Origin of the sequence: Nocardioides caricicola (assembly GCF_039541135.1) — a bacterium.
Lineage (GTDB): Bacteria > Actinomycetota > Actinomycetes > Propionibacteriales > Nocardioidaceae > Nocardioides > Nocardioides caricicola.
Genome location: NZ_BAABFQ010000001.1, coordinates 228,352 through 252,991, shown reverse-complemented (window position 1 = coordinate 252,991; position 24,640 = coordinate 228,352). Strand labels below are relative to the sequence as shown.

The 24,640-nt window shown below is 74.4% G+C and carries 27 protein-coding genes; 15 read left to right on the top strand and 12 right to left on the bottom strand.

Going from position 1 to position 24,640, the window contains the following annotated elements:
- The first annotated feature begins 69 nt into the window (after window positions 1-69).
- The 7 genes from ABD875_RS01360 to ABD875_RS01330 are packed head-to-tail and all read left to right on the top strand — an operon-like array spanning window position 70 to window position 9,489.
- Entirely contained in the window at window positions 70-1,530 is a 1,461-nt protein-coding gene (locus ABD875_RS01360) for an MFS transporter (protein ID WP_345170669.1), read from the top strand.
- Window positions 1,531-3,543 carry a molybdopterin oxidoreductase family protein gene (locus tag ABD875_RS01355; RefSeq protein ID WP_345170668.1) on the top strand — a complete coding sequence of 671 codons (2,013 nt, stop codon included), beginning with the start codon at window positions 1,531-1,533 and terminating at the stop codon, window positions 3,541-3,543.
- On the top strand, window positions 3,540-4,892 hold the full coding sequence (locus ABD875_RS01350) for an FAD-dependent oxidoreductase (protein ID WP_345170667.1): 1,353 nt from the start codon (window positions 3,540-3,542) through the stop codon (window positions 4,890-4,892). Before ABD875_RS01355 ends, ABD875_RS01350 begins: the two co-directional genes overlap by 4 nt.
- On the top strand, window positions 4,889-7,402 hold the full coding sequence (nirB, locus tag ABD875_RS01345; protein ID WP_345170666.1) for a nitrite reductase large subunit NirB: 2,514 nt from the start codon (window positions 4,889-4,891) through the stop codon (window positions 7,400-7,402). Before ABD875_RS01350 ends, nirB begins: the two co-directional genes overlap by 4 nt.
- Window positions 7,399-7,728, top strand: a complete 330-nt coding sequence (gene nirD / locus ABD875_RS01340; protein WP_345170665.1) for a nitrite reductase small subunit NirD — start codon at window positions 7,399-7,401, stop codon at window positions 7,726-7,728. Before nirB ends, nirD begins: the two co-directional genes overlap by 4 nt.
- Window positions 7,729-7,738: 10 nt before the next feature.
- Window positions 7,739-8,863, top strand: a complete 1,125-nt coding sequence (locus ABD875_RS01335; RefSeq protein WP_345170664.1) for a uroporphyrinogen-III synthase — start codon at window positions 7,739-7,741, stop codon at window positions 8,861-8,863.
- Entirely contained in the window at window positions 8,860-9,489 is a 630-nt protein-coding gene (locus ABD875_RS01330) for a sirohydrochlorin chelatase (RefSeq protein ID WP_345170663.1), read from the top strand. Before ABD875_RS01335 ends, ABD875_RS01330 begins: the two co-directional genes overlap by 4 nt.
- A 3-nt stretch (window positions 9,490-9,492) precedes the next feature.
- On the opposite strand, the gene ABD875_RS01325 is transcribed toward ABD875_RS01330, so the two are convergent.
- From ABD875_RS01325 to ABD875_RS01300, 6 genes are read right to left on the bottom strand one after another with little or no spacing between them, the layout of a single operon-like run.
- Window positions 9,493-11,010 (bottom strand): sodium/solute symporter, encoded by a 1,518-nt coding sequence (locus tag ABD875_RS01325; protein ID WP_345170662.1) that lies wholly within the window; start codon window positions 11,008-11,010, stop codon window positions 9,493-9,495.
- A complete protein-coding gene (locus ABD875_RS01320; protein ID WP_345170661.1) occupies window positions 11,007-11,381 on the bottom strand; it encodes a hypothetical protein in 375 nt (124 codons plus the stop codon). Before ABD875_RS01320 ends, ABD875_RS01325 begins: the two co-directional genes overlap by 4 nt.
- Complete coding sequence (locus ABD875_RS01315) at window positions 11,378-12,127, bottom strand: LytR/AlgR family response regulator transcription factor (protein ID WP_345170660.1); 750 nt, start codon at window positions 12,125-12,127, stop codon at window positions 11,378-11,380. Before ABD875_RS01315 ends, ABD875_RS01320 begins: the two co-directional genes overlap by 4 nt.
- Window positions 12,124-13,242 (bottom strand): sensor histidine kinase, encoded by a 1,119-nt coding sequence (locus tag ABD875_RS01310; protein WP_345170659.1) that lies wholly within the window; start codon window positions 13,240-13,242, stop codon window positions 12,124-12,126. Before ABD875_RS01310 ends, ABD875_RS01315 begins: the two co-directional genes overlap by 4 nt.
- Before the next feature lie 23 nt (window positions 13,243-13,265).
- Window positions 13,266-14,039, bottom strand: coding sequence for a carbonic anhydrase (locus tag ABD875_RS01305; protein ID WP_345170658.1), 774 nt, complete (start codon window positions 14,037-14,039; stop codon window positions 13,266-13,268).
- Window positions 14,040-14,049: 10 nt separating this feature from the next.
- Window positions 14,050-14,868 (bottom strand): class I SAM-dependent methyltransferase, encoded by an 819-nt coding sequence (locus tag ABD875_RS01300; RefSeq protein ID WP_345170657.1) that lies wholly within the window; start codon window positions 14,866-14,868, stop codon window positions 14,050-14,052.
- 35 nt (window positions 14,869-14,903) lie between these two features.
- Between ABD875_RS01300 and ABD875_RS01295 the strand changes: the two genes are divergently transcribed.
- Window positions 14,904-15,629, top strand: coding sequence for an oxidoreductase (locus ABD875_RS01295; protein ID WP_345170656.1), 726 nt, complete (start codon window positions 14,904-14,906; stop codon window positions 15,627-15,629).
- A gap of 261 nt (window positions 15,630-15,890) precedes the next feature.
- On the opposite strand, the gene ABD875_RS01290 is transcribed toward ABD875_RS01295, so the two are convergent.
- From ABD875_RS01290 to ABD875_RS01275, 4 genes are all read right to left on the bottom strand, one after another.
- A complete protein-coding gene (locus ABD875_RS01290; protein WP_345170655.1) occupies window positions 15,891-16,250 on the bottom strand; it encodes a hypothetical protein in 360 nt (119 codons plus the stop codon).
- Window positions 16,247-17,545 carry a PGAP1-like alpha/beta domain-containing protein gene (locus tag ABD875_RS01285; protein ID WP_345170654.1) on the bottom strand — a complete coding sequence of 433 codons (1,299 nt, stop codon included), beginning with the start codon at window positions 17,543-17,545 and terminating at the stop codon, window positions 16,247-16,249. Before ABD875_RS01285 ends, ABD875_RS01290 begins: the two co-directional genes overlap by 4 nt.
- Complete coding sequence (locus tag ABD875_RS01280; protein WP_345170652.1) at window positions 17,542-17,976, bottom strand: hypothetical protein; 435 nt, start codon at window positions 17,974-17,976, stop codon at window positions 17,542-17,544. The genes ABD875_RS01285 and ABD875_RS01280 overlap by 4 nt, the downstream gene beginning before the upstream one ends.
- 72 nt (window positions 17,977-18,048) lie before the next feature.
- Window positions 18,049-18,840, bottom strand: coding sequence for an HAD family hydrolase (locus tag ABD875_RS01275; protein WP_345170651.1), 792 nt, complete (start codon window positions 18,838-18,840; stop codon window positions 18,049-18,051).
- Between the two features lie 121 nt (window positions 18,841-18,961).
- Here ABD875_RS01275 and ssd point away from each other — a divergent pair, with 121 nt between their 5' ends.
- The 7 genes from ssd to ABD875_RS01240 all read left to right on the top strand — a co-directional run bounded on the left by ssd (window position 18,962) and on the right by ABD875_RS01240 (window position 23,659).
- Window positions 18,962-20,008: a septum site-determining protein Ssd gene (gene ssd / locus ABD875_RS01270; RefSeq protein WP_345170650.1), complete on the top strand. Its 1,047-nt coding sequence runs from the start codon at window positions 18,962-18,964 to the stop codon at window positions 20,006-20,008.
- Complete coding sequence (locus tag ABD875_RS01265) at window positions 20,005-21,165, top strand: TadA family conjugal transfer-associated ATPase (RefSeq protein WP_345170649.1); 1,161 nt, start codon at window positions 20,005-20,007, stop codon at window positions 21,163-21,165. The genes ssd and ABD875_RS01265 overlap by 4 nt, the downstream gene beginning before the upstream one ends.
- Window positions 21,162-21,920 carry a type II secretion system F family protein gene (locus tag ABD875_RS01260; protein WP_345170648.1) on the top strand — a complete coding sequence of 253 codons (759 nt, stop codon included), beginning with the start codon at window positions 21,162-21,164 and terminating at the stop codon, window positions 21,918-21,920. Before ABD875_RS01265 ends, ABD875_RS01260 begins: the two co-directional genes overlap by 4 nt.
- Entirely contained in the window at window positions 21,917-22,627 is a 711-nt protein-coding gene (locus tag ABD875_RS01255) for a type II secretion system F family protein (protein ID WP_345170647.1), read from the top strand. Before ABD875_RS01260 ends, ABD875_RS01255 begins: the two co-directional genes overlap by 4 nt.
- Before the next feature lie 140 nt (window positions 22,628-22,767).
- Window positions 22,768-22,959: a DUF4244 domain-containing protein gene (locus tag ABD875_RS01250; protein WP_345170646.1), complete on the top strand. Its 192-nt coding sequence runs from the start codon at window positions 22,768-22,770 to the stop codon at window positions 22,957-22,959.
- Window positions 22,959-23,327, top strand: a complete 369-nt coding sequence (locus ABD875_RS01245) for a TadE family type IV pilus minor pilin (protein ID WP_345170645.1) — start codon at window positions 22,959-22,961, stop codon at window positions 23,325-23,327. Before ABD875_RS01250 ends, ABD875_RS01245 begins: the two co-directional genes overlap by 1 nt.
- Window positions 23,324-23,659 carry an Rv3654c family TadE-like protein gene (locus ABD875_RS01240; RefSeq protein ID WP_345170644.1) on the top strand — a complete coding sequence of 112 codons (336 nt, stop codon included), beginning with the start codon at window positions 23,324-23,326 and terminating at the stop codon, window positions 23,657-23,659. The genes ABD875_RS01245 and ABD875_RS01240 overlap by 4 nt, the downstream gene beginning before the upstream one ends.
- A gap of 6 nt (window positions 23,660-23,665) precedes the next feature.
- On the opposite strand, the gene ABD875_RS01235 is transcribed toward ABD875_RS01240, so the two are convergent.
- Window positions 23,666-24,244, bottom strand: a complete 579-nt coding sequence (locus ABD875_RS01235) for a hypothetical protein (protein ID WP_345170643.1) — start codon at window positions 24,242-24,244, stop codon at window positions 23,666-23,668.
- A 96-nt stretch (window positions 24,245-24,340) separates the two neighbouring features.
- A complete protein-coding gene (locus tag ABD875_RS01230; protein WP_345170642.1) occupies window positions 24,341-24,640 on the bottom strand; it encodes a hypothetical protein in 300 nt (99 codons plus the stop codon).

Genomic DNA, 24,640 nt, shown 5'->3' with positions numbered 1-24,640 from the left:
AGGAGAAGTTGACGTTTCCGGTACGGCGGCCTGGTCCGGGTGAAACGTCCGGCGCCGAGATTGAGTGGCATGACGAGTGCGCAGAGGCCCGGGCGGTGGATCGACGACTGGCGGCCGGAGGACGCCGAGTTCTGGGAGAACGGCGGCAGGCAGGTCGCGCGACGCAACCTGGTCTGGTCGATCTTCGCCGAGCACCTCGGCTTCTCGGTCTGGCTGATCTGGAGCGTGAGCGCGGCGTTCCTGCTCCAGATGGGCTTCTCGTTCAGCCCCCAGCAGCTGTTCCTGCTGGTCGCGCTGCCCAACCTCGTCGGCTCGCTGCTCCGGCTGCCCTACACGTTCGCGGTGCCGAAGTTCGGCGGCCGCAACTGGACGATGATCAGCGCCGCGCTGCTGCTGGTCCCGACGCTGCTGTTCGCGGTTGCGGTGCGCGACCCGGGCACGCCGTACTGGGTGTTCTGCCTGATCGCCGCGACCGCCGGCTTCGGCGGCGGCAACTTCGCCAGCTCGATGGCGAACATCAACTTCTTCTACCCGGCCGCCAAGAAGGGCGCCGCGCTCGGCCTCAACGCCGCGGGCGGCAACGCGGGCGTCGCGATCATCCAGCTGCTGCTGCCGGTGCTCGTCGGGGGCGCCGGGATCTTCGGCCTCGTGCAGGCGTCGGACGGTGGGATCCACCTGCAGACCGCCGGGTTCGTGTACGCCGGGCTCGCGGTCTGCGCGGCGGTCGCGGCGTACCTCTGGATGGACAACCTCACCAGCGCGACGAGCAAGCCGCGCGAGCAGCTCGCGGTGGTGCGCAAGCCGCACACCTGGATCATGGCGTTCCTCTACATCGGGACGTTCGGGTCGTTCATCGGCTACTCCGCCGCGATGCCGCTGCTGATCAAGCTGAACTTCTGGGTGCCGGAGCCGGCGCCGCTCGGCACCGGGATCTTCTTCGCCTACTACGCGTTCCTGGGCGCCGCGGTCGGCTCGCTGACCCGGCCGTTCGGCGGCTGGCTGGCCGACCGGTTCGGCGGGGCGCGGGTCACGCTCGGTGCGTTCGTCGGGCTGACCGTGTTCACGCTCTGCATGCTCTGGACGCTGACCCAGCTGGCGCCGAACCCGACGGCCGACCCGTCCATCGCCTCGGACAACCAGTCGTGGTTCCCCTGGTTCCTCGGGTTCTTCCTGCTGATCTTCGCCTCGACCGGCATCGGCAACGGCTCGACGTACAAGATGATCCCGTCCATCTGGCGCCGCGAGGCCGAGGAGACCACGGCCCCGGGGACACCGGAGCGGGCGGCCGCGCTGTCCGCCGCGACCAAGCAGTCCTCGGCGGCGCTCGGCGTGATCGGCGCGGTCGGCGCGATGGGCGGCTTCCTGATCCCGCTGGCGTTCAGCTCGCCGTGGGTCGACGACCCGCTGTCGGCCACCAAGGGCGCGTTCGTGGTGTTCACCTGCTTCTACGTGGTCTGCGCGCTGGTGACCGTGGCGGTGTACCTCCGCCGCCCGTCGCGTGCGACGAAGCTGGCGATGGCCGGGATCTGAATGACCACGACCCACTGCCCCTACTGCTCGCTCCAGTGCGGGATGGTCCTCGAGGGCCGTCGCACGCTGGAGGTGCAGCCCTGGGCGGAGTTCCCCGTCAACGAGGGAGCCCTGTGCCGCAAGGGCTGGACGGCCACCGGCCTGCGTGGGCACCGCGAGCGGCTGACCACGCCGCTGGTGCGCGACCGCGCGACCGGGGAGCTGCGGGCGGCGGGGTGGGACGAGGCGCTCGACCTCGTCGCGGGCCGGCTCCGTGCGCTCCAGGCGGAGCACGGGAAGGACGCCGTGGGCGTCTTCGGCGGTGGTGGTCTCACCAACGAGAAGGCGTACTCCCTGGGCAAGCTCGCTCGGGTCGCGCTCGGCACCAGCCAGATCGACTACAACGGCCGCTGGTGCATGTCGTCGGCCGCGTCAGCGGGCAACCAGGCGTTCGGCATCGACCGCGGGCTGCCGTTCCCGCTCGCCGACATCGAGCACACCGACGTCCTGGTGCTGGTCGGCAGCAACCTGGCCGAGACCATGCCGCCGGCCGCGCGCCACCTCGACCGGCTCCGGGAGAACGGCGGCCGCGTGGTCGTCATCGACCCGCGCCGGACGCCGACCGCCGACCGCGCCGACGTGTTCCTCCAACCGGTGCCCGGCACCGACCTGCCGATCGCGCTCGGGCTGCTGCACCTGATCGACGCCGCCGACGCCGTCGACGAGGAGTACGTCGCCACGCGCACCACCGGGTGGGAGGACGTGCGACGTACCGCCGCCGCCTGGTGGCCCGAGCGGGTCGAGCGGGTGAGCGGGGTGTCCGCGGCCGAGCTCCGCGAGCTCGCCGAGCTCGTCGGGGACGCCGAGAAGGTCATGGTGCTGACGGCGCGCGGCGCCGAGCAGCACGCGCAGGGCACCGACACCGTGCTCGCCTGGATCGCCGTCGCGCTCGCGCTCGGCATGCCCGGCAAGGAGCACGCCGGGTACGGCTGCCTGACCGGCCAGGGCAACGGCCAGGGCGGGCGCGAGCACGGCCAGAAGGCCGACCAGCTGCCCGGCTACCGGATGATCGACGACCCGGCCGCGCGCGAGCACGTCGCCGGGGTCTGGGGGGTCGAGCCGTCGTCCCTGCCGGGCAAGGGCAGGTCGGCGTACGAGCTGCTCGATGCGCTCGGCACCGACGCCGGGCCGAAGGCGCTGCTGGTGTTCGGCAGCAACATCGTCGTGTCCGCGCCCAACGCCACCCACGTCGCCGCGCGCCTCGCCTCACTGGACCTGTTGGTCGTCGCCGACCTCGTCCTCAGCGAGACCGCGGCGCTCGCCGACGTCGTGCTGCCGGTGACGCAGTGGGCCGAGGAGACCGGCACGATGACCAACCTGGAGGGCCGGGTGATCCTGCGGCAGCAGGCGGCCGCGCCGCCGGACGGCGTGCGCAGCGACCTCGACGTGATCGCAGGCCTCGCCGCCCGCCTCGGGCACGACTTCGCCACCGACCCGGAGGAGGTCTTCGCCGAGCTCGGCCGGGCCTCGGCGGGCGGGAAGGCGGACTACTCCGAGATCACCTACGACCGGATCCGCGCCGAGCACGGCGTGTTCTGGGGCACCCCGCGGATGTTCGCGGACTCGTTCGCACACGCCGACGGCCGCGCCCGGTTCGTCCCCGTCGAGCACCGCGGCCCGGCCGAGCCGGTCGACGCGGCGTACCCCCTGCACCTGACCACCGGCCGGGTGCTCGCGCAGTACCAGTCCGGCGCCCAGACCCGGCGGGTCCGCGAGCTGCCCGACGCCGGCCCGTTCGTCGAGCTGCACCCGATGCTGGCCGACCGCATCGGCGCGTACGACGGCCGCCCGGTTGTGGTCAGCACCCGCCGCGGCGAGCTCAAGGCGCCGGCCCGCGTGGTCGACACGATCCGCCCGGACACTGTGTTCGTCCCGTTCCACTGGGTCGGCGCGAACCGGCTCACCAACGACGCGCTCGACCCGTCGAGCCGGATGCCCGAGTTCAAGGTCTGCGCCGCGGCGGTGACCGCATGAGCCGCATCGTCATCGTCGGCGCCGGCATGGCGGCCGCGCGCCTGGCCGACGGGCTCGCGGGCCGCCCCGGTCACACCGTCACCGTGCTCGGCGACGAGCAGCACGCGCCGTACAACCGGATCCTGCTGTCCGCGGTGCTCGAGGGCACGCACAGCCCCGACAGCCTGCGGCTGCCGATGCGAGACGTCGATCTCAGAGTCGGCGCCCGCGCCGTCGAGATCCACCGCGCCGAGCAGGAGGTCGAGCTCGCCGACCGCTCGCGGGTGCCGTACGACGTGCTCGTGCTGGCGACCGGCAGCATCCCGACGCTGCCGCCGATCCGCGGCATCGTGCGGATCGACGGCCGGCTGGACGGCCGCGTGCACGCGTTCCGCAGCCTCGACGACTGCCTGCGTCTCGACGCCGCGGCCCGGCACGCGCGCAGCGCGGTGGTCGTCGGCGGTGGGCTGCTCGGCCTGCAGGTCGCCCGCGCGCTGAGCGTGCGCGGCCTCGCGACCGAGATGGTCGAGGGCGGTGACCACGTGTTGCGCAGCCAGGTCGACGCCAAGGCCGGCGCGATGCTCGCCCGTGACCTGAAGCGGCTCGGCACCGCCGTCTACACCGGCGCCCGCGCCACCCGCCTGACCGACGCGGGACTCGTCCTCGACAACGGCTTCACCCTCGACAGCGACCTCGTGGTGCTGACCGCAGGCGGCCGCCCGTCGACGGCGCTGGCCCGCCGCGCCGACCTGGAGGTGCGCCGCGGCGTGGTCGTCGACCACCTGCTGCGCACCAGCGACCCCCGCATCCACGCGATCGGCGACTGTGCCCAGCACGGCTCGCAGGTCACCGGCTTCGTGCCCCCGGCCTGGGAGCAGGCGGCACTGCTGGCCCGGCACCTGAACGGCGAGGACGTGAGGTACGACGGCGCCCGCACCGTCGCTCGGCTGCGGGCCACCGACCTCGACGTCGCGGTGCTCGGCGATCCGGAGCGCACCGACGGCGAGGTGGTCGAGATGTCCAACCCGGTCACCGGCAGCCACCGCAAGCTGGTCGTCCGCGACGGCGTCATCGTCGCCGCCACGCTCGTCGGCGACCTGTCCCGCATCGGGCTGATCACCCAGCACTACGACCGCGGCACCGTGCTCGGCCGGCACGAGGCCGGCGCCCTGCTGATGGCCGAGCGCACGGTCGCCCCCGTCGTCCTGCCCGACGACGCCGAGGTCTGCGCCTGCGCCGGCGTCAGCGCCGGCCGGATCCGGGCCTGCGCCTCGCTCGACGAGGCCCGCGACACCACCCGCGCCACCACCGGCTGCGGCGGCTGCCTCTCGGCCGTCCGCGAGCTCGTCAAGGAAGGAGCCCCCGTATGAGCCCCCACCTGAGGAAGAAGCTGGTGGTCGTCGGCCACGGCATGGTCGGCCACCGCTTCGTGCAGGCCGCCATCGAGCGCGGCCTCACCGAGACCCACGACGTCGTGGTGATCGGCGAGGAGCCGCGCCCGGCGTACGACCGGGTCGCACTGACGTCGTTCTTCGAGGTCGGCGCCAAGGCGCTCAGCCTGCTGCCGCAGGGTCGGTACGACGACCCGCGGGTCACCCTGCGCACCGGTGCCGAGGTCGTGGCGGTGTCGCCGCGGCAGCGCATCATCACGCTGAGCACCGGCGAGGACCTGCACTACGACGAGCTGGTGCTCGCGACCGGCGCGTACCCGTTCGTCCCGCCGGTGCCGGGCAAGGACCTCGAGAACGTCTTCGTCTACCGGACCATCGAGGACCTCGAGCTGATCCGCAAGGCCGCCAAGCGGGCCAGGAGCGGCGCGGTCGTCGGTGGCGGCCTCCTCGGTCTCGAGGCCGCGAACGCGCTGCGCCAGCTCGGCCTGGAGACCCACGTCGTCGAGCTCGCGCCGCGGCTGATGGCCGTCCAGGTCGACGCCGCCGGCGGCCGCACGCTGAGCCGGCACGTCGAGCAGCTCGGCCTCACCGTGCACACCGGCGCGATGACCGAGGCGATCCTCGGCACCACCAAGGTCACCGGGATGGCGCTCAAGGACCGCAAGCCGCTGGACGTCGACATCGTCGTGTTCTCCGCCGGCATCCGGCCCCGCGACCAGCTCGGACGTACGGCGGACCTGGCGCTCGCGGAGCGCGGCGGCATCCTGGTCGACGAGCGCTGCCGCACCAGCGACGAGCACATCTGGGCGATCGGCGAGTGCGCGGCACCGAACGGCGTGATGTACGGCCTGGTCGCCCCCGGCTACGCGATGGCCGAGGTCGTCGTCGACGCGCTGCTCGGGGGTGGTGGCACGTTCGAGGGCGCCGACATGTCCACGAAGCTCAAGCTCCTCGGCGTCGACGTCGCGAGCTTCGGCGACGCGCACGCGACGACCACCGGCGCGCTGGAGCTCGTGTACTCCGACGCCGTCACCGGCGTCTACAAGAAGCTGGTGATCAGCGAGGACGGCAAGCAGCTGCTCGGCGGCGTGCTCGTCGGCGACGCCTCGGCGTACGGCGTCCTGCGGCCGATGGTCGCCACGTCGACCAACCCGGGCATCGAGCTCCCGGAGAACCCCGAGGACCTGATCCTCCCGGCCGGCCGCGGTCTCACCGAGATCGGCCTGCCCGACGAGGCGCAGGTCTGCTCGTGCAACGACGTGACCAAGGCCGACATCATCGCGGCGGCCGCGGCGGGGGAGACCACCCGGGCCGGCAGCACCTGCGGCTCCTGCAAGGCGCAGACCAAGAAGATCATCGAGGACTACTACGCCAGCCAGGGGCAGTCGGTCGACCGCAGCCTCTGCGAGCACTTCCCGCTGACCCGGCAGGAGCTGTTCGACGTGGTCGCGGTGCACGGCTACACGCGCTTCGACCAGGTCGTCGAGGGGCACGGCACCGGCCGCGGCTGCGACATCTGCAAGCCAGCGATCGCGTCGATCCTGGCCTCGCAGCTGGGCGGCCACGTGCTCGACGAGGGCACCCGCACGCTGCAGGACACCAACGACGCGTACCTCGCGAACATCCAGCGCAACGGCACGTACTCGGTCGTGCCCCGCATCCCCGGCGGCGAGATCACGCCCGAGAAGCTGATCGTGATCGGCGAGGTCGCCCGCGACTTCGGCCTGTACACGAAGATCACCGGCGGCCAGCGGATCGACCTGTTCGGCGCCCGGATGGAGCAGCTGCCGCAGATCTGGCGACGTCTGGTCGACGCGGGCTTCGAGTCCGGGCACGCGTACGGCAAGTCGCTGCGCACCGTGAAGTCCTGCGTCGGCTCGACGTGGTGCCGGTACGGCGTCCAGGACTCGGTGCAGCTGGCGATCGACCTGGAGCTGCGCTACCGAGGGCTGCGCTCGCCGCACAAGCTCAAGGGCGGCGTCAGCGGCTGCGCCCGCGAGTGTGCCGAGGCTCGCGGCAAGGACTTCGGCGTGATCGCGACCGAGAAGGGCTGGAACCTCTACGTCGGCGGCAACGGCGGCGCCACCCCGGCGCACGCCCGGCTGCTGGCCGGCGACCTCGACACCGAGACGCTGGTCCGCTACCTCGACCGGTTCCTCATGTACTACGTCCGCACCGCCGACCGGCTGCAGCGCACCGCGCCCTGGATCGACGCGCTCGACGGCGGGCTGGACCGGGTCCGCGAGATCGTCGTCGACGACGCGCTCGGCCTCGGGTCGGAGCTCGAGGCGGCGATGGCCCGGCACGTCGACGGCTACTTCGACGAGTGGAAGGCGACGATCGACGACCCGGAGAAGCTGGCCCGGTTCGTGTCGTTCGTCAATGCACCCGACGTACCGGACCCGAGCATCAGCTTCCGCGAGGAGCGCGGCCAGATCGCCCCCGAGACCGTGTCCCTGGGCTCGACCATCCCGGTGGGTGCACCGTGATCCCCGTCTGCCGGGTCGACCAGATCGAGGTCGAGGGCGGCGTCGCCGCGCTGGTCGAGGGCGCTGCGGTCGCAATCTTCCGGACACACGACGGAAACGTCTTCGCGATGTCGAACTGGGATCCTTTCTCGCAGGCGTCGGTGCTGGCTCGCGGCATCGTGGGCACCCGCGGGGGTGTCCCGTTCGTGGCTTCGCCGATGCACAAGCAGGCGTTCGACCTGCGCACCGGGCAGTGCCTCGACGACGCGGAGGTCCGGGTCCAGACGTACGACGTCCGGGTCGACGACGGCCTGGTGCTGATCGGCTCGCCCCAGGAGACTCCCTAGGAGACGTCGAGTGACTGAGTCCCTTCCGTTGAGCGGCTTCCGCATCGGCGTGACGGCCGCGCGGAAGGTCGAGGAGCAGGTGGCGCTCCTGGAGCGCCGCGGTGCGGCGGTCGAGTGGGCGCCGGCACTGTCGACGGACCCGAACCACGTCGAGGACGACGAGCTGCGCGCGGCGACCGACGAGGTGCTGAGCCGGCCGGTCGACATGTTCCTCGCGACCACCGGCATCGGGATGAAGACCTGGTTCGCCGCCGCCGAGCGCTGGGGGATCCTCCCAGAGCTGCTGGCCTCCCTCGAGTCCGCGGAGATCCTGGCGCGTGGGCCGAAGAGCGTGGGCGCGCTGCGGCGCTTCGGCCTGCGCGAGCTGTGGGCGCCGGAGTCCGAGTGCTTCGAGGACGTCCTGCTGCACCTGCGCGGCCGGTCGCTCGACGGGATGCGGATCGTGGTGCAGGAGCACGGACAGTCGCTGTCGATGGTCGCGCACGCGCTGCGCCGGCAGGGCGCCGACGTCACGACCGTCACGGTCTACCGGGTCGAGTCCGCGGACGACCCCGAGCCGATGTTCAAGCTCATCGACCTGATCGCCGACGGCGAGCTGGACGCGGTGACGTTCACGTCCGCCCCCGCCGTCGCGGCGCTGATGGAGGCGGCGGGCTCCACCGGCCGCCGCGAGCACGTGGTGTCGGCGTTCCAGGCGGACGTGGTCGCCTCGTGCGTGGGGCCCGTCACCGCCGCGGCGTTCGAGATGTGGGGCGTGCCGACGATCTACCCCGAACGTTCCCGGCTGGCCGCGATGGTCAAGCAGCTCGAGACCGAGCTCCCGTCGCGCCGCTCCGGCCTCGCGATCGAGCTCGCCAGCGGCCACCAGCTGCTGCTGCACGGCGAGGACGTCCTCCTCGACGGCCTCGAGGTGAAGCTGTCGCCGGCCCCCGCGGCCGTGCTCCAGGCGCTGGTCGCCAACCCCGGCAACGTCGTCTCGCGGCAGGCCCTGCTCGCGATGCTGCCGTCGGGCACGGCGAGCTCCGAGCACGCGGTGGAGATGGCGGTCGCCCGGCTCCGCGCCGCCCTCGGCACCCGCGCCGTCCAGACCGTCGTCAAGCGCGGCTACCGGCTGGCCGTCGGAGGGGCGCCATGAGGCTGGTGACCGTCGCGCACGGGACGCGGTACGCCCCGGGCAACGACGTCGCGCGTGCCCTGACCGCCGGCGCCGGCGAGCTCCTGGGCATGCCCGCGGTCGCGACGTACGTCGAGCTCGCGGAGCCGCTGTTCGCCGAGGTGGTGGCGACACCCGAGCCGACCGTGGTGGTGCCGCTGCTGCTCTCGACCGGCTACCACGTCCGGCACGACCTGGCCGGGACCCGCGCGCTCGGGCCGCACCCGCTGCTCGCCTCGGCGCAGGCCGCCCGGCTGCAGGCGGCCGGCGCCGAGCCCGGCCGGCCCGTGGTGATGGTGGCGGCCGGCTCCACGGACCCGCTCGCGACGCGCGACCTGATGCTGGCCGCTCTGCACCTGTCCGCCGCGTGGGGCGGTCCGGTCCGCTGGGCGACCCTCGCCGGGCTCGGCCGACGGCCCGCCGAGGTGGTGCGCGCGGACGACGCGGTGTCGCCGTACCTGCTGGCGCCGGGGCACTTCGGTGACCGGCTGCGCGCCGAGTGCGCCGCCGCCGCGGTCGTCGCCGACCCGATCGGGGCGCACGCCGACGTGGTCGACCTGGTGGTCGAGCGCGCCCGGGAGCAGATGGCCGCGCGGCGTACCGCGTGAGCGTCAGCCCCGGTCCACCTCGACCACCTCGGGCGTGTGCAGCCGGACCAGGAACCGGCCGGCGTGGCCGGGGACCCGGTCGGGAGTGAGCAGGCTGACGGCGACCATGGTGGACAGCGCGAGCGGCACGGTCCACGCCGCCGGGTGGCCCATCAACGTGTCCGCCCAGCCGTCGGCCGTCGACGACGCGAGGGTCCACCCGATCGCGGTCGCGCAGCCCACGCCGCCGGCGAGCAGGCCCGCGATCGCGCCGGCGTCGGTCAGCCGGCGCCACCAGATCCCGAGCAGCAGCAGCGGGCAGAACGTCGAGGCGGCCATCGCGAACGCCAGCCCGACCGCCCGCGCGACGCCGAGGTTCGGCGCGGCCAGCGCGACCACGCACGGGACGGTCACCGCGACCACCGCGCCGAGCCGGAACGCCGCGACGCCGCCGAGCCGGCGCTCGCCCCAGAAGCGCCCGGTCACGTCCTGGCTGAGCACGCCGGCGACCGCGATCGCCAGCCCGGACGACGTCGAGAGGAACGCCGCGAACGCGCCGGCGGTGACCAGGCCGGTCAGCAGCTCGCCGGCCGGCCCGTCGACCATGATCCGCGGCAGCTCGAGCACGAGCGCGTCCGCACGGCCGGGCTCGGCCAGCTCGGGCGCGTAGATCCGGCCGAGGGCGCCGTACACCGGAGGCAGCAGGTAGAACACGCCGAGCAGGGCCAGCACGACGAGGGTGGTGCGCCGCGCGGCCCGGCCGTCGGGGTTCGTGTAGAAGCGCACGACGACGTGCGGCAGGCCCATCGTCCCCAGGAACGTGGCGATGATCAGCGAGTAGGTGACGTACAGGCCTTCCATCCCGCCGGGCGCGAGCGGCACCGACCAGCCGTCGCTGCCGGAGGTGCGCGGTGCGGAGTCGGAGGCCCACACCGCGAGCAGCACCATCGCCGGCACCAGCAGCGCGGTGAGCTTCAGCCAGTACTGGAACGCCTGCACGAACGTGATCGAGCGCATCCCGCCCGACGTGACGTTCGCGAGCACCACCAGTCCGACGATCACCGGCCCCAGCCAGGTGGGTGCCCCGACCGTCGCCGCGAGGGTGATGCCGGCGCCCTGGAACTGCGGCAGCAGGTAGAGCCAGCCGACGGCGACCACCAGCAGCGAGCAGGCCGCGCGGACGCCGCGCGAGCCCAGCCGGGCCTCGGCGAAGTCGGGCAGCGTGTACGCGCCGGAGCGCCGCAGCGGTGCCGCGACCAGGACCAGCAGCACCAGGTAGCCGGCCGTCCAGCCGACCGGGTACCAGAGCATGTCGGCCCCGAAGGTCAGCACCAGGCCTGCGACGCCGAGGAACGACGCCGCGGAGAGGTACTCGCCGCCGATCGCGCTGGCGTTCAGCCGCGGGCGCACCGTCCGGGACGCGACGAAGAAGTCGCTGGTCGTCCGCGAGAACCGCAGGCCCCACGTCCCGATCCCGAGCGTGGCCAGCGTGACGAGGGTGACCGCGACGACGCCGGGGGCAGCGTCGAGGCCCGGGCTCACCGGTCCGCCTCGGACACCAGCTCGGCGAAGTCGCGCTCGTTGCGCTCGGCCCGGCGTACGTAGACCCAGCCGAGCAGCAGCAGCGTCGGGTAGACCGCGACGCCGAGCAGCAGCCACCCCAGCGGCAGCCCGAGCACGTGGACCTCGGCGAGCTCCGGCGCGAGGTGGAACAGCAGCGGGAGCACGCCGACGGTCAGGGCGAGCACGAGCAGGATCCCGATCGCGAGCCGCAGCTGCTCGCGCAGCAGCGAGCCCATGTAGACCCCGCCCAACCGGGTCTGGTCGTCGATGTCCGCGGTCCGCGTGACGGGGGTACGGCGGCGCGACGGGCCGGTGACCCGCACCCGCTCCGACGACGGCCCGGTGGTCACGGCCCGTTCCTGGCGGTGCCGGACCGGCTCTGCATCAACAGCTCGCGCAGCTCACGGGTGTGCCGGCGGCTCACGCCGAGCTCCGCGGGCGGCTCGCCGACGACGACCGTGCAGCGGCCGCCGTCCATCCGCACCTCGCGCACGTGGGCGAGGGAGACCAGCAGCGAGCGGTGGATCCGCACGAACCCGTCGCCCGCCCACTCGTCGGCCAGGGTGGCCAGCGGCGTGCGGACCAGGTAGGACTCGGGACCGACGTGCAGCCGGGTGTAGTCGCCGCTCGCCTCCACGTGGCTGATGTCCGAGCGGTGCACGAAGCGTGTGACCCCGGCGCGCTCCACGGCGACCTCGGGGTCGTCGCCGGCCGGGGTCCGCTCGCCCTCGACGACGCGGCGGATCGCCTCGGCGAGCCGGTCGGCGCGGACCGGCTTGAGCACGTAGTCGACGGCCCGCACGTCGAAGGCCTCCACGGCGTGCTGCTCGTGCGCGGTGACGAACACGATCGGCGGCGGAGTCCGGAACCGGCGCAGCACCTGGGCCAGCTCCAGCCCGGTCAGCCCCGGCATCTGGATGTCGAGGAGCACCACGTCGACGTCGGACTCGCGCAGGATCCGCAGCCCCTCGGTCGCGGAGTCGCTGGTCAGGACCTCGCCGACCCGGTCGTCCTCCGCGAGCAGGTAGGCGAGCTCGTCGAGCGCGGGCCGCTCGTCGTCGACGACGAGCACGCGCAGCGGCGCGTCGCGCCTCACGCGTGCACTCCCGGAGCGAACTTCGGCACCCGCACGACCACCTTCGTACCCAGGCCCGGGGCGGTCTCCACCACCAGCCCGAAGTCGTCGCCGAACGCGTTGCGGAGCCGCCCGTCGACGTTGCCCAGCCCGGTCGAGTCGAGCGAGGTGTCGCCGGCCAGCGCGCGCCGTACGACGTCCGGGTCCTCGCCCATGCCGTCGTCCTCCACCTCGATGACGCACTCCTGCCCCTGGTCGCGAGCCACGATCCGGATGTGCCCGCCGCCCTCGGCGGACTCCAGCCCGTGGCGCACCGCGTTCTCGACCAGCGGCTGGATGCAGAGGAAGGGTACGGCGACCGGGAGCACCTCCGGCGCGATCCGCAGCGTCACCTGGAGTCGGTCGCCGAAGCGGGCCTGCTCGAGCAGCAGGTAGCGCTCCACCGAGCGCAGCTCCTCCGCGAGCGTCGTGTACTCGCCGTGCCGGCGGAACGAGTACCGGGTGAAGTCGGCGAACTCCAGCAGCAGCTCACGGGCCCGGTCGGGGTCGGTGCGCACGAAGCTCGCGATCGCGCCGAGCGAGTTGTAGATGAAGTGCGGGCTGATCTGGGCCCGCAGCGCCCGGACCTCGGCCTCCATCAGCCGGGTGCGCGAGGCGTCGAGCTCGGCGAGCTCGAGCTGGGCGCCCACCCACTGCGCGACCTCGTCGGCGGCCCGGGCCAGGCCGGCGGTGGGGTGCGCGGCGAACACCTGCAGGGTGCCGACCACGCGCTCCTCCACGACCAGCGGGCTCACGATCGCGGTGCGGATCTCGCAGCCGGACTCCGTGCACGGGAGGTCGGAGCGGTCGAACATCCGGGTGCTGCCGCGCTCCACCGTCGCGGCCGCGAGGTCGCGGCTCTGCCCCTCGTGGTGCTGGCCGGCGCCGTGCCACGCGAGCGACCCGGCCAGGTCGGTCAGCGCGACCGCCGGGCTGCTGCCGAGCAGGTCGTGCAGGTGCCGGATGCTGCGCTCGGCGCTGTCGCGGGTGAGCCCCGCCCGCAGCGCGGGTGCGGCCAGCGACGCGCTGTGCAGCGTCCGGAACGTGGCCCGGTCGGCCTCGGTCCCCAGGTGCCGCCGCCGCCAAGGTCTGGTCACGGCGACCACCATGCCAGCCCGGCCTAGTTCACGTCCTGCACGAGCTCTCGCTCGCCGAGCGGCTGCGGCGGGCGGTTCGAGTCCGGGTGCAACCGAGCGAACGCCGCTACCTGCTCCGCCGACCAGGTCACCGGCGTCTCGAGCACCGACCACGCGACGCCCTCCGTGCACGGCGGGGTGGTCAGCGACCCGTCGTACCGGAACGTCTCGAGGTCGGCAGGGAGCAGGGCGAGCGGGTCGACGTCGGCGGTGGTCGCCATCGGGTCGTCGCCCTCGCCGGGCACGTGCGCCAGCACGTCGTCGACGAGGGGGTTTCCTGCGCCGGGCTCCACCAGCACCGCGAGCACCGCGAGCTCGCCGTCCTCGCCCTCGTGGACCAGGTGCACCTCGGCGGCGTACGGCACCCCGTCGACGTGGTGCTCGCTCGGGGTGTGGACGTGGAACTGCCGCAGCGCGTAGGTCTCGCCGTCGCGGGTCATCGTGCCGGCGTCCTCCAGGGTCGTCTGGACGGAGTGGCCGGTGTCCGCGACGGTCGCCGGAGAGGTGCGGTAGTCGAGCTCGAGGTCGACGAGCTCCTCCGGCACGGCGTCCGCGAGGTCGACCGGAGACTGCTCGGTGCCGCTCGCGCACGTCTCGCCCCACGCGTCCACGTCCGCGTAGCTCCACTCGTGCGCCTCGTGGGCGTCGTCGAGGTGCGCGTGGTCGTCCTCGTCGTCGGAGCAGCCGGCGAGCAGGGTGGTGAGGACGGCTGTGAGCAGCACGAAGCCGCCGAGAGCCGTGCTGCGCAGGGCGGCCACGGCCCAGACGCTAGCGGAAGTCGATCAGCAGCACGTCCGGATCGGCGCCGTCGTCGGTGACCGGTCCGGGCTCGCGGCGGGTCTCCTCGGTGCTGCCGCCGGCCGCCGGCCGGTCCACGACGGTGCCGCGGTAGCAGCTGGCGCGGTACGGCAGCTGCATGCCGTCCATGCCGCGGCCGTAGTCGTCGTAGAACGCGACGACCTCGGCGAGCTTCTCGGCGCGGGCCTCGGCGTCGAGGACGGCGACGTTCGAGCGGGACAGCGCCAGCTCCTGGATCGACGTGCGGTCGACGACCTGCCAGTGCCGGAACGTCTCGGTCTCGACCGGGTCGAACAGCGGCGTCGCCTCGAGCACCTCGCCCGAGTCCTGCTGGTCCTGGGACCCGATGAGCGCGCCCAGCTTGCGCACCCACGGGATCCGCTCGTCGCGCTGGTTCCACACCGCGGCCAGCCGGCCGCCCGGCTTCAGCACGCGCGCGATCTCCGGGAACGCCACGTCGTGGTCGAACCAGTGCAGCGCCTGGGCCACGACGACGACGTCGTACGACGCGTCCGGGGCGGGGATCGCCTCCGCGGACGCGACCGACGTCCGCACCTCGGGGAGCCGCTCGCGCAGCTTCTCCAGCATCTGCTCGTCGGGGTCGGTCGCGTGCACGTCGTGGCCGAGCGCGACCAGGACCTCGGTCAGCTTGCCGGTCCCGGCGCCGAGCTCGAGCACGGTGACCGGCTGCTCGCCGACGAGCCAGGCGGCGGCCTCCCGGGGGTACGACGGGCGGGCTCGGTCGTAGGCGTCCACGACGGAGCCGAAGGAGCGGGAGGGATCGGTCATCGGGCCCACCGTACCCGCAGATACCGTTGTCTCCCGTGACCCTCGAGCCGCTTGCCGCCCTCGCGTCCCTGGAAGGCGTGCCCTCGGCTTTCGCCGCCGCCCGCGACGGCATCGACGTGATGCTGCGCGACCGCGGGCTGCGCCGGACCTCGCCCGAGACCACCGCCGAGAGCCTGCTGCGCGGCGCCCACGCCAGCGCGGTGCTGGAGGGCTCGGGCTCGTCGCTCGCCGAGGTGCGCGACGGCACCGGCGACGAGATCGCGGCCGACGCGGTGCGGGTCTCGGTGGAGCTGCTCGCGCTCGCTCCGGCGCTGAACAGCGCGCCGCTGCAGGCGCTGGCGCGGATCCATGCGCTCGCCGCGGCCGGCTCGCTCGAGGCGTTCCGCGGCCGGCCGCGCGACGCGGCGTCGGCCGACCACCTCCGCGGCGTCGGCGAGCTGTTGACCGAGCCGACCACCGCGCCCGCGCTCGTGGTGGCGGCGGTCGTGCACGCCGAGATCGCCACGGCCGCGCCGTTCGGCTCGCACAACGGGATCGTCGCGCGGGCGGCCGAGCGGCTGGTGCTCGTGGCCCGCGGCGTCGACGAGAAGTCGCTCGTGGTCCCCGAGGCCGGGCACCTCGCCCTGCGGCCGGCGTACGAGTCGAACCTGCGGGGCTACCGCGAGGGCGGCCTGGCCGGCGCGCACGCGTGGCTGCTCTACGCGGCCGAGGCGTACGCCGCCGGCGCGGAGGCGAGCCCGCTGCGGCGCGACGCCGAGTGACCATGCGAGGAGACATGCGAACGGCACCCGGCTGTCTCGATGTGATTGGTCCGGGTGCCGCCGCTGACACGTGACGCCGCTGGCTACCAAGCGTGCAACATCTAACTACTGCCCCGGGGAGTTCCCGGCAGCAAGCGCCCTGTAGGAAGGGTAGATCGCCGCGTGGGTACCCGGCTCACGTGCTGTATCTGGAGTTCTGCCCACCTGTGTACGCCTCTTCACCGCGACGTTCAAGGGTTGACTTCCCGGGCCGCGTTTGGATCAGGCGTAGCGGCGGGCCAGGTCGCTGCCGGTCGGCCGCTGCGGCAGCCCCAGGTGCTCCGGCGTGATCGCCGCGCCGTCCGCCGTACGACCGGTGAGGTAGACGACGACCCGGTCGGCGTCCGCGCCGAGGCGTCGGCGCAGGGCGTCGTACGAGACCCGCAGCACGTGCTCGAAGGTGGCGGTGCCGTCGACGTCGACGACTCCGCTGAGGGCACCGGAGGAGTACTGCAGATGGTTGTAGGCGACGTCGAAGTCGATGACCCCGGGCACCTGACCGAGCGCGGTCGCCACCTCGGCGGTGACGTCCTCCTCGTCCGGCCGGGAGCGGCCGAGCAGCCGCGAGACCAGTCCGCTCACGGGCGGCCTCCTCGGCTCACGGGGACGTCGACGGCGCTCACGCTGCCGCCGGGAGTGACGAAGAACGGCGAGAGCGAGGCCTGGTACTCCCGCAGGATACGGCCGGCGTCGGTGTCGGCGCCGAGCTCGTCACGCACCGACTGGGCGTACTCCACGTAGCTGTGGTTGACGCCCGCCTGCCAGAACTGGCCGGGGCTGTCGAGGGTGACCACCGGCTGCCGGTCGGGGGAGAGGTCCGAGGTGGTGATCCCGCCGAGGTCCAGCCGCGGCACGATGTCGAGGCCGTGCTGCACCTGCAGGACCCGCACCGAGGGGTCGACCGCCACGTGGTCGATCGGGGCGCCGTAGGTGAGCACGTTCGTGACGCCGTACCGCTCCACGAACGCGCGGTCGGAGGCGAGCGTCGCGGCGATGATCCCGCCCTGGCTGTGCCCGACGAGCATGACCGGGGCGCCGGGCGGGATGTCCGCGCGCTGCATCGCCAGCTCGACCGACTGCGCGGCCGCGGTGGGGTTGCCTGCGACGAGGTGGAGGTTCGCGGTGAGGTCGCGCCCGGTGGCGCCGGCCGACGGGCTCCAGCTCTCGGTGCCCGGGATCGAGACGACGTACGCCGGCGTCCCGGAGCCGTTGTCGACGCGGGTGATCCGCACGTCGCCGTTGCTGCCCGGCTCGGCGCCGACCTGGTAGCTGTCGGTGACGCCCTGCATCAGCGACGGCAGGTCGGTGGGCCGGGCGACGACGGGGTGGAACTGGCCGGCCTGGCTCGGGTCGGTCGGTGCGGCGACCGGATCGCCGGCCAGGCCCGGGCCCTCGGCGAACCAGTGCGGGTCCTCCCCGGTGATCGCGCCGACGACCGCGCCGGCCGCGGCGCCGACCGTCGAGAGCGCGCTGGCGGCGAGGGCGGCGACCGACCAGTCGCGCCGGCCGGTGAGGACGTCGACGACCTTGGACTCGAAGTCGACGACGCCGTCGCCGGTGCGCAGCAGCCCGGCCAGCAGCGCGCCGAGGTGACCGCCGGCGGCGGCCTCGGTGCCGGACGCCTGGTCCTGCGCCTGCGCCTCGCCGTCGAGCAGCACCGCCAGCGCGGCGAGGTGCTGGGCGGTGGCGTCGAGGGCCGGGCGCTCCTGCTCGCGCCAGCTGTCGCGGACCCGCTCGGCGTCGGTGCCGGTCCAGTCGAAGGACATCAGCACGGTGTCGAGACGCTGGGCGAGGTCGGTGATCTGGTCGGCACCCTGGCGGATGTCGGCGCCGGCCCGGCGGCCGGCGTCGGTGTCCATCCCGTGGGTGACGGTCATGACACGGCCTGCCCCACGAGGGCCTCGAGGGCGCCCGTGACGTCCCAGACGAGGAGGTCGGCGAGGTCACCGGACCGGGCCAGCCGGACCGCGCCCGGCTCGGCCGACCACAGCTCGTCGTCGGTGGCGAACCAGGTGCGGACGACCGTCCCGGTCGCGATCGCCACCATCGCCCGGCACTCCTCCGCCCACCCCGGCCCGGGCACGCGGTCGGGCGCGGCGGCGCGGTGGGACGGCGGGTCCGCACGCAGCTGGTCGAGCGGCGGGAGCAGCTCGCGCACCGTCGGCCACAGCTCGACGGTCGGGAACTCGGTCGACTGCCCGGCCTCGTCGAGGAGGACGCCGCGGCTGCCGGTGATCCGGATGTCGACGCGCCGGGTGACGTCGTCGTACGTCGTGACGAGGCGGAGCTCGACGCTCGGAGGTGTCATGTCGCGACGCTAGGTCGCGGCGCCGGGATCCGGGCAGGTGGAACGTTCCGCCCTGTCCGGGCCCAGGTGTCCCTAGGCGCCGAGGCGGCGCTTGCGGGCGTTGGCCCACAGCACCCCGCCGACCGCGACCACGCCGCCGACGGCGAGCGCCGCGAGCGTCGGCTTCGCGGGCGGGAGCGGCACCCGCGAGCGGAGCGCGACCGGCTTGGTGAACACCAGCACCGGCCAGCCCTTCTCGGCGGCGACCCGACGCAGCTCCTTGTCGGGGTTCACGGCGTGCGCGTGGCCGACCGCCTCCAGCATCGGGACGTCGGTCACCGAGTCGCTGTAGCCGTAGCAGCTCGCGAGGTCGTAGCCGAGCTCGGCGGCCAGCTCCTCGATCGCGCGGGCCTTCTCCTCGGCGTACGCGTAGTACTCGATGCCGCCGGTGTAGCGCCCGTCCTCGATCTCCATGCGGGTGGCGATCACGCGGTCCGCGCCGAGCATCTCGGCGATCGGCTCGACCACCTCGGCGCCGGAGGCCGACACGACCACGACGTGGCGGCCGGCCAGGCGGTGCTCCTCGATCAGCCCGACCGCCTCGTCGTACACGAGCGGGTCGACGATGTTGTGCAGGGTGTCCGCGACGATCTCGCGGACCGTCGCGACGTCCCAGCCGGCGCAGAGCTGCGACATGAACTGCCGCATCTTCTCCATCTGGTCGTGGTCCGCGCCGCCGACGAGGTAGACGAACTGCGCGTACGCCGACCGCAGGACCGCCCGCCGGGAGATCAGCCCGCCGGCCTGGAACGGCTTGCTGAACGCGAGCGTGCTCGACTTGGCGATGATCGTCTTGTCGAGGTCGAAGAAGGCCGCGGTCGGCATGGCGCCAGCCTAGGTGGGTCCGGCCCACCTTTTGTCCACAACGCCGGACTTGAGCCGCCTTGTCCACAAGGGCGTCCGCCGCGCCGTCCTCCTGTCGGGGCGCGCGGGAACCATCCTTCGCATGACCGCACCGCTGCTCATCACCCGTGACCAGTCCCTCCTCGACGAGCTGCTCCGGCTCGCCGCCGCGGCCGGGGTCGCGCCCGACGTCGCCGGCGACGTGGGCGCGGCGCTGCGTGGCTGGGGTGCGGCGCCGCTGGTGCTGCTCGGCGCCGACGTCGCGGAGGAGATGGCGCGCGTCGCCCCGGCCCGCCGCTCACGGGTCTACCTCGTCGCGTGGGGCGTGGTGCCCGACGAGCTGTTCCGGGTCGCGCTCGCGGTCGGCGCCGAGAGCGTCGCGCAGCTGCCCAGCAGCGAGGCCTGGCTGACCGAGACCCTCACCGACCTCGGGGACGCCGAGCCCACGCAGGGCCTGGTGGTCGGTGTGATCGGGGGCAGTGGCGGTGCGGGGGCCACGACGTTCGCGTGCGCGCTCGGGCAGGTGGCGGCGCGGTCCGGCCGCGCGGTGGTGGTCGACGCGGACCCGCTCGGGCCCGGGATCGACCGGGTGCTCGGCCTGGAGGAGCGCCACGGGGTCCGGTGGGACGGGCTGTGCCAGACGACCGGGCGGCTCAGCGCGCGGTCGCTGCGCGAGGCACTGCCGCGGCGGGAGGGACTCGGTGCCCTCACCTGGCACGCCGGCCCGCCGGGCACGCTGCAGGCGTTCGCGGTCCGCGAGGTGCTGTCCGCCGCCCGGCGCGGGCACGACCTCGTGGTCGTCGACCTGCCCCGTACCGCCGACCCGGTCGTCGACGAGGTGGTGGCGCGCTGCGACCGGCTGCTGGTCGTGGCGGTGCCGACGGTCGCCGGGGTCGCGTCCGCCGTCCGGATCTGCGCCCGCCACCGCGACCCGACGTCGGTGCGGCTCGTGCTGCGCGGCCACGGTGTCGAACCGGCGGCGATCGCGCGCGCGACCGGCGTGGCGGTGCTGGCCCGGATGGCCGACCAGCGCGGGCTGGCGGAGGCCATCGACCTCGGCCTCGGCCCGGTCCGCTCGCGACGCAGCAACCTCGGTCGTGCCGCGACCGAGGTGCTCGACCAGCTCTCGTTGATCCAGGCGGCGGCATGACCACCGCCTCGACGGGCAGCGACGACCTCGAGGCGGTCCGCGACCGGCTGGCCCGCAGCCCGGGCGAGCTCACCCCGCACCGCGTCGCCGAGGCGCTGCGCGAGACCGGCCGCCCGGTCGGCGACGCCGCCGTGCTCGCGGCGTACGAGACCCTGCGTCGCGACGTCGTCGGCGCCGGCCCGCTCGAGCCGTTGCTGCGCACCCCCGGGGTCACCGACGTCCTGGTCAACGGTGCCGAGCGGGTCTACCTCGACCGCGGGTCCGGGCTCGAGCCCACCACGGTCCGCTTCCCCGGCGAGGACGCCGTGCGCCGGCTCGCGCAGCGGCTCGCCGCGCTCGGCGGTCGGCGGCTCGACGACAGCACGCCGTACGTCGACCTCCGGCTGCCGGACGGCACCCGCTTCCACGCCGTGCTCGCCCCGCTCTCCCGTCCCGGCACGCTGATCTCGCTGCGCGTCCCGCGGCCGAGCACGTTCACCCTCGACGAGCTCGTGCACCTCGGCACCCTCACGGCCGAGACCGCAGCGCTGCTGGAGGACGTCGTCGCCGCCCGGCTGGCGTTCCTGGTCAGCGGAGGCACCGGCTCCGGCAAGACGACGCTGCTCGCGGCGCTGCTGTCCCGCGTCGACCCGGAGGAGCGGATCGTGCTGGTCGAGGACGCCAGCGAGCTGCGCCCCGACCATCCTCACGTCGTCGCGCTGGAGGGCCGGCCGCCCAACATCGAGGGCGCCGGTGCGGTGGAGGTGCGGGCCCTGGTCCGCCAGGCGCTGCGGATGCGGCCGGACCGGCTCGTGGTCGGGGAGGTGCGCGGCGCCGAGGTGGTCGACCTCCTCGCGGCCCTCAACACCGGTCACGAGGGCGGCTGCGGCACGCTGCACGCGAACTCCGCCGTCGACGTGCCCGCACGGGTCGAGGCGCTGGCGCTGGCCGCCGGCCTCGGGCGGGAGGCCGCGCACAGCCAGCTCGCCTCGGCCGTGCACGTCGTGCTCCACCTGGCGCGCGGTCCCGACGGGACGCGTCGGCTCCGGCAGGTCGCCGTGCCCGACCGGGGCGCCGACGGGCTGGTGTCGATGCGCCCGGCTCTCGAGGTCGACGGCGCCGGCCGGCTGACGCCGGGCCCGGGCGCCGCCCTGCTCCGCTCGTGGTTGCGCCCGTGACCGCCCTGGCGGCGGGCTGCGCCGCGCTGGCGGTGCTGCTGGCCCTGCGGCCTGCGGCCCGGCTCGCCACCCCGGGCCCGGCTCGTGCACCCGCCGCAGCCCTGGTCGCGGTCGGCGGCGCCGTGCTGGTGCCCCAGCTCGGAGCGCTCGCCCTCGTGCTGGCCGGTGCGGCCGTCGGCGTCCACGCGTTGTGGCGCCGACGGCGCCGCCGGCGCGCCGCGGAGGCGGTGGCCGCGCAGGTGCAGGAGGCCTGCGAGCTGCTGGCCGGTGAGCTCGCGGCGGGCCGGCCGCCGGGTGAGGCGCTGGACCGAGCGGCCGCGACCTGGTCGCCGCTGCTGCCGGTGGCCGAGGCGTTCCGGGTCGGTGCCGATGTCCCCACGGCGCTGCGTGAGGTCGCCGCCGGGCTCGACGGCGCGCGCGACCTGCGCGTGGTCGCGGCCGCCTGGCAGGTCGCGCACCGCACCGGGCAGGGGCTGGCCGCGGCGGTCGACCGGGTGGCGGAGTCGCTGCGCGCGGCCGCGGGCACCCGGAGGCTGGTGGCCGGTGAGCTCGCCTCGGCGCGCGCGACCGCCCGGCTCGTGGCCGGCCTCCCGGTCCTCGCGCTGGCCATGGGCTCCGGCGCCGGCGGCGACCCGTGGGGGTTCCTGCTCGGCACTCCCGCCGGGCTGGCCTGCCTCGCCGGCGGGCTGGCGTTCGGGTTCGCCGGGCTCTGGTGGATCGAGGCCATCGCCGCCGAGGCGGAGCGCGCCGGATGACGGCCTGGGCCGCCGCGGCCTGCGCGGGCCTGGCCGCCGCGCTCGTCCTCCCGGTGCGACCGGCGCTCCGGCCACCCGCCCGCGCGGCCGGCTCCGCCGGCACGGGCTGGCTGCACCGGTACCGCTGGTGGTGGTGTGCCCTGGCGGGTCTCGGCGCCCTCGTGTTCGTCGGCGGCCGCGCCGGGCCCCTCGTGGCGCTCGCCACCGCCGCCGGCGCCTGGGTCGTCATCGGGAGGGCCGAGCCGGCCGAGGTGCGCCGCCGGCGCGAGGCGGTGCGCCGCGACCTGCCGTACGTCGTGGAGCTGTTCGCCGCCACCCTGCGCTCCGGCGCGGCGCCCGACGTCGGCATCGAGCTGGTCTGCGCCGCGCTCCCGGGGCCGGCCACCGACCGGCTGTCCGGCGTCGCGGCCCGGCTCGCGCTCGGTCTCGACCCCGCCCAGGTGTGGTCGGGGATCGCCGACGACCCGCAGCTGGGCCGGCTCGGGCGGACGCTGGCGCGTGCCCACCAGTCCGGTGCCCCGGTGGTCGCCGCGGTCGAGCGGCTCGCCGACGACCTGGCGCGGGCGGCTCGGTCCGAGACCGAGGACCGCGCCCGCGCGGTCGGCGTGAAGGCCGCGGTGCCGCTCGGGTTGTGCCTGCTCCCGGCATTCGTGCTGATCGGGATCGTGCCCCTCGTGGTCGCGCTGCTGGCCGGCCTCGAGCTCTGAGCCGGCCCACGAACCGTCCACCGCGGCCCGTGCGACCGGCTCGTCCACAACGGTCCGCGACCGGCCGGCAGAACGTCCCCGGTCTCGCCGAGGGTCGTCGTGTCGGCCGCATCGGGCGGCCGGGAAACGGAGTCCTGTCCATGTCCCTCACCCAGCTCTCGCGCCGCACCCGCGCCGACCAGCGCGGCATCACCACCGCGGAGTACGCCGTCGGCACTGCCGCGGGCGCAGGCCTCGCGGGCCTGCTCTACAAGCTGCTCACCGGCGGTTTCGGCGACCAGCTCCTCAAGACCCTGTTCGACCACGTGCTCGGGCTCCTGGGGATCGGGTAGTGGCGCGCCGCACCGAGCGCGGGGCGGCCACCGCCGAGCTGGCCATGGCGCTCCCGCTGCTGATCGCGGTGACCATCGGGCTGGTCTGGCTGCTCGCGGTCGGTGCGGCGCAGGTGCGCGCGGTCGACGCCGCACGCGAGACCGCGCGCGCCGTGGCCCGGGGCGACAGCACCGCCGAAGCCGTGGCCCGGGGCCAGCGCGTGGCGCCCGAGGGAAGCCGCGTGAGCGTCCACGACGACGGCACCGAGGTGACCGCGGTGGTGGTCGGCCGGGTCACCGGTCCGGGTGGGCTGTTCTCGAGGCTGCCGTCGGTGACGGTCTCCGCCGAGGCGGTGGCGGCGACCGAGGTGACCGGGGGAGCACCGTGAGGGGCGAGCGCGGCTCGGCGAGCCTGTTCGCGGTCGCCTGCCTCGCGGTGCTGCTCCTGCTCGGCGCGGCGCTGGGGGTGGTCGCGGCGATCGTGCATGCGCACCGGTCCGCGCAGTCGGCCGCCGACCTCGCCGCCCTGGCCGCGGCGGGCGCCGTCGGTTCCGGGGATCCCTGCGCCGCAGGCGCTCGGGTGGCGGCGGCGAACGGCGCGGGGCTGGAGTCCTGCGTCGTCACCGGTCGCGAGGTGACCGTGCGCGTGACCGTCCGCGGCCCGCGCTGGCTCGGCCAGGACCGCGACCTGGCCGCCGAGGCTCGTGCGGGTCCCGGGTGAGCGCCGTCAGGCAGGTGGGCAGTGTGGGTGGGTCGTCACGATGCTGCCCTCGAAGACGGTGCCCATGTCGGTGCTCGGCAGGGTGGGGTTCGCCCAGGCGCGCAGCCCGACCTCGGGCGCCGTGCCGTACCGCTTCCGCGCCACGGTGACGTGCAGGGTGCGGTCCCGGTCCGAGCCGCTCCAGCAGCGTCCGCCCTCGTCGGCGTTCAGCGCCTGACGCCGGGTGACCCGGTCCCCCGGCTCGAAGCCGCCGTACTGCATGACGACGAACTGGGTGCCGTGGATGTAGGCCGTCGCCCAGGGCGCGTCAATCGAGATCGACGTGCCGCGGGTGCGGTCGGCCGGGATCTCGAAGACCACCTTGCCGTGCCGGACCTGGCGGTACGGCACGCTCCAGTACGAGTCCGGGTCGGCTTCGTCGTACTGCACCAGGCCGAGCTGGCAGGTCGGGCAGCCGTCGACCTTGACGGTGATCCGCACGGTGTCCTCGGCCCCGGCGCTGGCCGGGCTCGTCGTGGTGCCGACGGTGGCGCCCGCGACGAGGGTCGCGGCGGCGAGAGCGATGGCCGTCAGTCGACGTCGCATGGTGCCTCCCCAGACGTTGGTCCCTAGACGTTGCTCCGCGCAGGCTAGGACGAGACGGCGGCGTCGGTCGCGGCTGTCTGGACGGGCTCGGTCAGGTCACCAGTTCGAGCGGTCGTCCTTGACGTCGCCCCCGCGCTCCTCCTCGTGCTTCTCGAGCTTCTCGGACAGCTCGCTGAGCTTCTTGCTCTCGCGGCGCTGGCGCAGGCTCCGCTTGGTGCCGAACTTGCCGATCGAGAAGCCCCACCACAGGGCGAGGCCGCTGCCGAGGCCGACGAGGAACATCGCCAGGGCACTGATGTCGGTGCCGAGCAGCTCCACGGTCCCCTCGGCTGTGAACACGGCGCCCACGATCGCGAGAGCACCGGCGGCGATGAGGATCAGACCCAGAACGACCAT

Excerpts from the sequence above, each read along its gene's own strand:
- ABD875_RS01360 (WP_345170669.1), top strand. The coding sequence starts at position 70 with ATGACGAGTGCGCAGAGGCCCGGGCGGTGGATCGACGACTGGCGGCCG.
- ABD875_RS01355 (WP_345170668.1), top strand. The coding sequence starts at position 1,531 with ATGACCACGACCCACTGCCCCTACTGCTCGCTCCAGTGCGGGATGGTC.
- ABD875_RS01350 (WP_345170667.1), top strand. The coding sequence starts at position 3,540 with ATGAGCCGCATCGTCATCGTCGGCGCCGGCATGGCGGCCGCGCGCCTG.
- nirB (WP_345170666.1), top strand. The coding sequence starts at position 4,889 with ATGAGCCCCCACCTGAGGAAGAAGCTGGTGGTCGTCGGCCACGGCATG.
- ABD875_RS01330 (WP_345170663.1), top strand. The coding sequence starts at position 8,860 with ATGAGGCTGGTGACCGTCGCGCACGGGACGCGGTACGCCCCGGGCAAC.
- ABD875_RS01300 (WP_345170657.1), bottom strand. The coding sequence starts at position 14,868 with ATGACCGATCCCTCCCGCTCCTTCGGCTCCGTCGTGGACGCCTACGAC.
- ABD875_RS01285 (WP_345170654.1), bottom strand. The coding sequence starts at position 17,545 with ATGACCGTCACCCACGGGATGGACACCGACGCCGGCCGCCGGGCCGGC.
- ABD875_RS01280 (WP_345170652.1), bottom strand. The coding sequence starts at position 17,976 with ATGACACCTCCGAGCGTCGAGCTCCGCCTCGTCACGACGTACGACGAC.
- ABD875_RS01275 (WP_345170651.1), bottom strand. The coding sequence starts at position 18,840 with ATGCCGACCGCGGCCTTCTTCGACCTCGACAAGACGATCATCGCCAAG.
- ssd (WP_345170650.1), top strand. The coding sequence starts at position 18,962 with ATGACCGCACCGCTGCTCATCACCCGTGACCAGTCCCTCCTCGACGAG.
- ABD875_RS01265 (WP_345170649.1), top strand. The coding sequence starts at position 20,005 with ATGACCACCGCCTCGACGGGCAGCGACGACCTCGAGGCGGTCCGCGAC.
- ABD875_RS01255 (WP_345170647.1), top strand. The coding sequence starts at position 21,917 with ATGACGGCCTGGGCCGCCGCGGCCTGCGCGGGCCTGGCCGCCGCGCTC.
- ABD875_RS01250 (WP_345170646.1), top strand. The coding sequence starts at position 22,768 with ATGTCCCTCACCCAGCTCTCGCGCCGCACCCGCGCCGACCAGCGCGGC.
- ABD875_RS01235 (WP_345170643.1), bottom strand. The coding sequence starts at position 24,244 with ATGCGACGTCGACTGACGGCCATCGCTCTCGCCGCCGCGACCCTCGTC.
- ABD875_RS01230 (WP_345170642.1), bottom strand. The coding sequence starts at position 24,640 with ATGGTCGTTCTGGGTCTGATCCTCATCGCCGCCGGTGCTCTCGCGATC.